The sequence below is a fragment of the Nocardioides sp. genome (assembly GCF_035429765.1).
In the GTDB taxonomy this organism is placed as follows: domain Bacteria; phylum Actinomycetota; class Actinomycetes; order Propionibacteriales; family Nocardioidaceae; genus Nocardioides.
In genome coordinates, this window is sequence record NZ_DAOMFK010000141.1 from 1 (window position 1) to 7,965 (window position 7,965).

Here is a 7,965-nt window from a genome sequence, read left to right on the forward strand (position 1 = left end):
CCCCCGTCACCCGGGTGGCCTGGCGGCCGCCGCTCGTGCCGGCGCGCCTCCAGCCCGCCACGCTCGTCGGCCAGGTCGCCGCCCTGGGGCGGGTCCAACGCGCGGTGGCCGTGCGCCGGCTCGGTGAGCTGCTCGACCTGTGGGCCCCCCTCCTGGCCGAGGAGGTGGTCCGGCGCCTGGACCTCACCGACCTGGTCAGGCGGCACGTCCGGCTCGACGAGGTGGTGGCCTCGGTCGACCTGGACGCCGCGGTGGCGCGGGTGGACCTCGAGGCGGTCGTGGACCGGCTCGACCTCGACGGGATCGTCGCCACCGTCGACCTCGACGGGGCTGTGGCCCGGGTGGACCTGGACGCGATCCTCGGGCGGCTCGACCTGGACGCGATCGTCGCCACCGTCAACATCCCCGCGATCGTGGACCGGCTCGACCTGGACGCGGTCGTCGCCACCGTCGACCTCGACGGGGCTGTGGCGCGGGTCGACCTGGACGCGATCATCGCCCGCATCGACCTGGCGGGGCTGGCCCAGGAGGTCATCGACGAGATCGACCTGCCCGCCATCATCCGCGAGTCGACCGGGTCGATGGCCTCCGAGACGGTCCGCGGCGTCCGGATGACCAGCATCTCGGCCGACGACGCGATCAGCCGGGTCGTCGACCGCTACCGGCTGCGCCGGAGCCGGGTGCAGCTGAAGAGCGAGGAGCCGGAGTGACCGACGCGGACCTCACCCCCATCCCGCGCGAGGTGCGGCCGTACCAGGGCGTCGCCGCCGGGCTGGTGACCCGGCTCGTGGCCAACACCATCGACGCAGCGGTGGTGGCGGTGATGCTGGTCGGCTGCTACCTGGGTCTCGTGGGCGTGGTGTTCTTCCTCGACCCCCGCGGCTTCAGCCTGCCCGATCCGTCCTTCCTGGGCAGCATGGTGGTGATCCTGTGCCTCCTGGTCGTGTACCTCACCCTGGCTTGGTGGGGGGCCGGCCGGACCTACGGCGACCACGTGATGGGCCTGCGCGTCGTCGGCGGGCGCGGCCAGCGGCTGGGCTTCATCCGCTCTGCCTTGCGGGCCGTCTTCTGCGCGTCCTTCCCGATCGGGCTGTTCTGGTGCGCCTGGAGCCCCTGGCGACGGTCTCTGCAGGACAGCGTGCTGCGGACGCAGGTGATCTACGACTGGCGCACCGGTGGCGGCGGAGACCCACGCGCGGTGGCCGACCCACCGGTCCGGCAGCCTGAGACCCCGCAGGTCGTGGGGCACACTGAGGACCGTGCAGCACCTGCGGATCACGGTCCCGGCCCGGCTGACTGAGCCGGTCCTCGCCGCCGTCGCCGACGACCCGGCCGTCACCACCCTGACCGTGCAGCGCGGCTCGGCACTGCGTCCCCTCGGTGACGTCATCGAGCTGGACGTCGCCCGCGAGGCGACCAACGACGTGGTCGACGCGCTGCGCCGCCTCGGTGTGCCCGACCACGGAACCGTGCACATCGCCGCGGTGCCCACGTGGCTCTCGCGGGAGGCGCTGACCGCCGAGCAGGAGGCGCCGGGCCACTCCGCCGACGCGGTCGTCTGGGCCCAGGTCGCCCACCAGTCCTACGCGGAGACCGAGCTCAACTGGAGCTACGGCAGCTTCATGGTGCTGGCCACTCTGCTGGCGGGGATCGCGATCATCCTGGACTCCCAGATCCTGGTGATCGGTGCGATGGTCCTCGGTCCCGAGTTCGCCGCCATCGCCGCCCTGGGCGTCGCCCTGGTGCGCCGGCGCTACCAGCTGCTGCGCCGAGCCACCGTCACGCTGCTGGGTGGGTTCGCCGTGGCCATCCTCGCCACCACCGGGGCGACCCTGCTCGGTCGTGCGCTGGGCTGGGTCACCCTCCGGGACGTCACCGGCCCCCGGCCCGGGACGGGCTTCATCTACACCCCGGACCGGTGGTCGTTCATCGTCGCGCTGATCGCGGCCGCCGCCGGCGTACTCTCGCTCACCTCGGCCCGGGTCGGGGGGCTGTCGGGGGTGTTCATCTCGGTGACGACGATCCCGGCGGCGGCCAACGTAGGCATGGCGCTGGCGTTCGGCGTCCGCTCGGAGGTGGTGGGCAGCTCCCTCCAGCTGGCCCTCAACCTCGTCGGGATGGCCGCGGCCGGCGCACTCACCCTCGCCCTCCAGCAGGCGGTGTGGGCCCGGGTGCTCAAGCGCCGGGTCCGGGCGCGAGCGAAGCACCCCTAGCCTGCGGTCCCCCACCCGATCCCTCGCCCAAGACCCCCGGCCGAGCTCCCCCACCCCCGCTGCGCAGTTAGTACGGTCCCAACGCGGGGTCCACAGGCCCTGAACACCCCGCGTTGGGACCGTACTAACTCAGTCCTGCTCGATGGAGAGGGCCTCCCCGTGGGTGCCGGGGCGGGGGGCCCACGGCCGCTCCCTGGCCGGCCGGATCACGATGAGGCGGTCGCCGCGGGCCAGCTGCGAGACCACCGGGTCGAAGTAGCGGTAGACCCGCTCGTCGCGTACGACGGCGATCACCTGGTCGGGCAGCGACTGCGGCTGCTTGCCGACCTCGGGGACGAGCAGGTCACGCTCGGCGACCTCGAGCCCCTCCCCGTAGGTCAGCAGGTCCTCCATCACCGAGCCCAGCGTCGGGGAGAGCGAGGAGATGCCCAGCAGCCGGCCGACCGCGTCGGAGGAGGTGATCACCGAGTCGGCGCCGGACTGCCGCATCAGCGCGACGTTCTCCTGCTCGCGCACCGCGGCGACGATCCAGGCGGTGGGGTTGAGCTGGCGCACGGTGAGCGTGGCCAGCACGTTGGAGTCGTCGCGGTCGGTGGTGATGATGACCTGGGTGGCCCGCTCCACCCCGGCCCGCCGCAGCACCTCCCGGCGGGTGGCGTCACCGGTGACCATCGCGACCCCGTCCGCCTGCGCCTCCTGGAGCGCGAGCGCCGAGGGGTCGACGATGACGATCTCCTCGCGGCTCAGGCCGTTGTTGACCAGGGTGTCGACGGCCCGGCGGCCCTTCGTGCCGTACCCCACGACGACGACGTGCTCGGTCATCTTGTTCCTCCACCGGGCGACCCGGAACATCTCGCGGCCCTGGGAGGCGAGAACCTCCAGGGTGGTCCCGATCAGCAGCACCAGGAAGGCGATGCGCAGCGGGGTGATCACGAAGGCGTTGACCAGGCGGGCCTGGCTGGTGACCGGGGCAATGTCGCCGTACCCGGTCGTGCTCAGCGTCACGGTCGTGTAGTAGATCGAGTCCACCATGTCGACGGTGTAGTTGTGCTCGGGGTCGTTGGAGTCGATGTAGCCGTCGCGGTCGAAGTAGACCAGCGCGATCGTGAACAGCAAGATCACCAGGGCCAGCAGCAGCCGGCGGCCCAGCTCCCACCAGGGTGACCGGACCTGGACCGGAAGGGTGACCGTGCCGGCGCTCGGAGCACCGGGCGGCGCGGTCGGGACGTGGGGCACAGGACGAATCTAGTGGACCACGGCCGCGGATCCGCTCAGGGTGACGCGTCCTTGAGGGTGATCCGCGACCTGATCCGGTGCACCAGCTCCCCCCGGGCGTGGCTGGTGGAGGTCTGCGGGAACACCGTGTCGAACGACGCGTTCACCGCGGCACCGACCAGCACCGCGAGCGCCACGATGTAGAGCCACAGCAGGACCGCGATCGGCGCGGCCAGCGGCCCGTAGATCGAGCGGGACTCGGCGGCCGTCGAGGTGAGCACGAAACGCAGCACGAAGGAGCCCACGATCCAGCAGGCCAGGGAGAACGTGGCCCCGGGCAGGTTGAAGCTCCACTTGGTGCGCACGGGCACCGAGACGTGGTACAGCGTGGCCAGGAAGAAGATGCACAGCACCAGCACGACCGGCCAGTAGAAGCGCACCAGGAAGTCCAGCCGCGAGGGCAGCCAGGACTCCACCAGCGTCGGACCGGCCAGGATCAGCGGGATCGCCACCGCCCCGGTGACCATCGCCATCACGTAGAGGACGAACGACAGCGCCCGCGTGCGGATGATCCCGCGGTGCCCGCCCAGCCCGTGCATGATCGTGATGGTGTCCACGAAGACGTTCAGCGCCCGGGAGCCCGACCAGAGGGCGAGCACGAAGCCGACCGAGATCACGTCGTAGCGCGGCCCCTGCAGCACGTCGTCGATGGTCGGGACGATGATCCGGTCCACGGCGTTGTCGGTGAGGGCGCGCGAGGAGATCGCGATCAGGCCGTCCCGGAAGTCGGCGACCTGGGCCCGGCTGAACCGGTCGGAGATGACGCCGATGCCGCCGGTGAGCGCGAAGATCAGCGGCGGGATCGAGAGCACCGCGAAGAACGCGGCCTCGGCCGCCAGCCCGGTGACCCGGTGCCGCAGGCAGGAGCCCACCGTCGAGACCACGAGCCGCCAGACCAGCTCGCGGGCCCGGCGGAGGTGGGCGAGCACCGGGTGCTGGTGCTCCTCGCCCTCGGCCATGGGGCCTACGGTATCCACATGGATCACGACATCCGGGTAGCCACCAACCAGGCCCCGGCGCTGGTCGGGCACGACGTCGTGCGTTCCGACCGCGCGCTCACCGAGGCGGTGCTGCGGCACGGCTCGGCGGAGGTGCTGGACTCGCTGACGGAGCTGGGCGTGGAGGCCGGCAGCGCCGCGGCTCGGGAGCACGGCCTGCTCGCCAACGAGTACACGCCGCAGCTGCGGTCCTACGACCGGTGGGGCAACCGCGTCGACGAGGTCGCCTTCCACCCCTCCTGGCACTGGCTGATGGAGCGCGCCGTGGGCTACGGCCTGCAGGCGGCGCCCTGGGAGTCCGACCAGCCGCACGCGCACGTACGCCGCGCCGCCGGCTTCTACGCCTGGTCCCAGACCGAGCCGGGCCACGGGTGCCCGATCTCGATGACCTACGCCGCCGTACCCGCGCTGCGCGCCGACGACGCGCTCGCCAAGGAGTGGACGCCGGCCCTGGCCTCGACCACCTACGACCCGAGCCGGCGCCCGCTCGCCGAGAAGCTCGGCGCGCTCGCGGGCATGGGCATGACCGAGAAGCAGGGCGGCTCCGACGTCCGGACCAACCGCTCCGAGGCCCGGCCCACCTCGGTCGACGGCGAGTACACGCTGCACGGGCACAAGTGGTTCACCTCCGCGCCGATGAACGACGTGTTCCTGGTGCTGGCCCAGGCGCCCGGCGGGCTGACCTGCTTCGTGCTGCCCCAGGTGCTCCCCGACGGCAGCCGGAACCCGTTCGACGTGGTGCGGCTGAAGGACAAGCTCGGCAACCGCTCCAACGCCTCCTCCGAGCTGGAGTTCCACGGCACCCTGGTCCGCCGGCTCGGCGACGAGGGCCGGGGGGTGCGCACGATCATCGAGATGGTGGCCGCCACCCGCCTCGACTGCGTGCTGGGCTCGGCGTCCCTGATGCGCCGGGCCCTGGCCGAGGCCTCCTGGCACGTCGCCCACCGGGAGGCGTTCGGGGCACGGCTGGCCGACCAGCCGCTGATGCAGAACGTCATCGCGGACCTGGCGGTGGAGTCGGAGGCCGCGACCGCCCTCGCCCTGCGGCTGGCCGCTGCCGTCGACGACGTGCACGACCCGCACGAGGCGGCGCTGCGCCGGATCGGGCTGCCGCTGGCGAAGTTCTGGGTGTGCAAGCGGACCCCGGCCATGGTCGCGGAGGCCCTGGAGTGCCTGGGCGGCAACGGGTATGCCGAGGAGTCGGGCATGCCGCTGCTGTTCCGGGAGTCCCCGCTGAACTCGATCTGGGAGGGCTCGGGCAACGTCAACGCCCTCGACGTGCTGCGGGCGCTGTCGCGGGAGCCGGAGGTGCGCCAGGCCTGGATCGCCGAGGTGGGAGCCGCCCGGGGCGAGGACCCACGGCTGGACCGGGCCGTCGACGACGCGCTCGCCCTGCTCGGGGACACCGGCTCCCTCGAGGTGTCGGCCCGTCGGCTCACCGGCGCGATGGCCGCCTGCCTGCAGGGGTCGCTGCTGGTCCGGTTCGCCCCGCCCGAGGTGGCCGACGCGTTCTGCGCGACGCGGCTGGACACGGCGTACCACGGCACCTTCGGCACGCTGCCGCCGGCGCTCGGCTCCAGCACGATGCGGGCGATCGTGGAGCGGACCACCCCGGTGGTGTAGGCCCCGAGGGTCAGCCCCTCAGGGGTTCACGCGAGGTCCAGGCCCGGGTAGAGCGGGTGGTTGTCCAGCATCTCGGCCGCCGCGGCCCGCACCCGGTCCGCCACGCCGTCGGCCAGGCGGTAGGTGGCCTTCGACGGCGCTCCGGTGCTGGTGGTGCCTGGGCTGGTGCTGCGCAGCACCTCGATCATCAGCTCGGCGACCCGGTCGAACTCGTCGTGGCCGAACCCCCGGGTGGTGAGCGCGGGGGTGCCCAGCCGGATGCCGGAGGTGTACCACGCCCCGTGCGGGTCGGCAGGGACCGCGTTGCGGTTGGTGACCACGCCTGCGTCCAGCAGCGCGGACTCGGCCTGCCGGCCGGTGAGGCCGAACGAGGACACGTCCAGCAGCACCAGGTGGTTGTCGGTCCCGCCGGTGACCAGGGTGGCGCCGCGGGACAGGAACCCGTCGGCCAGCGACTTGGCGTTGTCGGCGACCTGCTGGGCGTAGACGCGGAACTCCGGCCGGCGCGCCTCGGCGAGAGCGACCGCCTTGGCCGCCATCACGTGGCCGAGCGGCCCGCCGAGCACCATCGGGCAGCCCCGGTCGACCGACGGCGCGTACTCCTCCTGGGCCAGGACGAGCCCACCGCGGGGCCCGCGCAGCGACTTGTGCGTGGTGGTGGTGGTGACGTGGGCGAAGGGAACCGGGTCCTCGTCGCCGGTGAACACCTTCCCGGCGACCAGCCCGGCGAAGTGGGCCATGTCCACCATCAAGGTGGCACCGACCTCGTCGGCGATCTCCCGCATCCGGGCGAAGTCGACCCGCCGCGGGTACGCCGAGTAGCCGGCGATCAGCACCAGCGGACGGAACTCACGCGCCTTGGCGGCCACCACGTCGTAGTCGAGCAGGCCCGTCGTCGGGTCGGTGCCGTACTGCTGCTGGTGGAACATCTTCCCGCTGATGTTGGGCCGGAAGCCGTGGGTCAGGTGCCCACCGGCGTCCAGGGACATCCCCAGCAGCCGCTGGTTGCCCAGCTCGCCCCGCAGCGTCTCCCAGTCGGCCTCGGTGAGGTCGTTGACGTTCTTCGCGCCCAGCCGGGCCAGCGTCGGGCCCTCGATCCGGTGGGCGAGGATCGACCAGAAGGCCACCAGGTTCGCGTCGATGCCCGAGTGCGGCTGGGCGTAGGCGTACGGCGCGCCGAACAGCTCTCGGGCGTGCTCGGCGGCGAGCGCCTCGACGGTGTCGATGTTCTGGCAGCCGGCGTAGAACCGGTGCCCCACCGTGCCCTCGGCGTACTTGTCGCTCAGCCAGGTGCCCATCGTGAGCAGCACCGCCGGCGAGGCGTAGTTCTCCGAGGCGATGAGCTTGAGCGAGCCGCGCTGGTCGGCCAGCTCCTGCCGGGTCGCCTCCGCGACCCGGGGCTCGACCTCGGCGATGACCTCGAGGGCCTGGCGGTAGATGGCGCTGGTGCGGGCGTCGGTCATGGCGGACATGCTAGGCCACCGCCGACCCGTCGCTGTGTGACCGGCTCGAGCCGGGAGCCCGTCTCACTTGATGGACCTGTGTCTCATTACATGAGATACCGAGTTGTGGAACGGGCGTCCGCTCCCTGAGACTCCTACGCGTGATCACCGCTGCGACTCATACCGACCTCGTGGTTCGCCGCCACGTGGACCTCGGGCGCACCCGCAGCATGATGTGTTGGCACCGCTGACCCCCGCTCCCCTCCCCCGGAGCGGTCGCCCGCCCAGACCCCCAGTCCCCCGGGCGCCGGTCGCCGGCCAGCCGATCACCCTCAGCGCCGAGGAGTCCCTGCCGCGGATCGTGCGTCGTCCCACGAAGGAACGCCCCCGATGAGCTCCCCCAGCCCCACCTCC

General features: G+C 72.4%; 7 protein-coding genes. 4 read left to right on the top strand and 3 right to left on the bottom strand.

All coding sequences use genetic code 11. The features are described from left to right. The 3 genes from PLP61_RS12380 to PLP61_RS12390 form a co-directional block, all read left to right on the top strand. Nucleotides 1-710 (top strand): hypothetical protein (locus PLP61_RS12380; protein ID WP_324503029.1); only part of this gene is annotated, 710 nt, incomplete at its 5' end. Then, nucleotides 707-1,300 (top strand): RDD family protein, encoded by a 594-nt coding sequence (locus PLP61_RS12385; protein WP_324503030.1) that lies wholly within the window; start codon nucleotides 707-709, stop codon nucleotides 1,298-1,300. The genes PLP61_RS12380 and PLP61_RS12385, both read left to right, overlap by 4 nt. Then, on the top strand, nucleotides 1,260-2,213 hold the full coding sequence (locus PLP61_RS12390) for a DUF389 domain-containing protein (protein WP_324503031.1): 954 nt from the start codon (nucleotides 1,260-1,262) through the stop codon (nucleotides 2,211-2,213). Before PLP61_RS12385 ends, PLP61_RS12390 begins: the two co-directional genes overlap by 41 nt. Nucleotides 2,214-2,342: 129 nt before the next feature. Here PLP61_RS12390 and PLP61_RS12395 read toward each other — a convergent pair whose 3' ends face one another. Together PLP61_RS12395 and PLP61_RS12400 are read right to left on the bottom strand one after the other, a co-directional pair. After that, nucleotides 2,343-3,449, bottom strand: coding sequence for a potassium channel family protein (locus tag PLP61_RS12395; protein ID WP_324503032.1), 1,107 nt, complete (start codon nucleotides 3,447-3,449; stop codon nucleotides 2,343-2,345). Nucleotides 3,450-3,484: 35 nt separating this feature from the next. Continuing rightward, a complete protein-coding gene (locus tag PLP61_RS12400) occupies nucleotides 3,485-4,447 on the bottom strand; it encodes a YihY/virulence factor BrkB family protein (RefSeq protein ID WP_324503033.1) in 963 nt (320 codons plus the stop codon). 18 nt (nucleotides 4,448-4,465) lie between these two features. Here PLP61_RS12400 and PLP61_RS12405 point away from each other — a divergent pair, with 18 nt between their 5' ends. Beyond that, the gene (locus PLP61_RS12405) at nucleotides 4,466-6,109 is read left to right on the top strand and encodes an acyl-CoA dehydrogenase family protein (RefSeq protein WP_324503034.1); all 1,644 of its coding nucleotides are present in this window, start codon (nucleotides 4,466-4,468) and stop codon (nucleotides 6,107-6,109) included. A 26-nt stretch (nucleotides 6,110-6,135) separates the two neighbouring features. Here PLP61_RS12405 and PLP61_RS12410 read toward each other — a convergent pair whose 3' ends face one another. Continuing rightward, entirely contained in the window at nucleotides 6,136-7,572 is a 1,437-nt protein-coding gene (locus PLP61_RS12410; protein ID WP_324503036.1) for a glycine hydroxymethyltransferase, read from the bottom strand. Nucleotides 7,573-7,965: the final 393 nt, after the last annotated feature.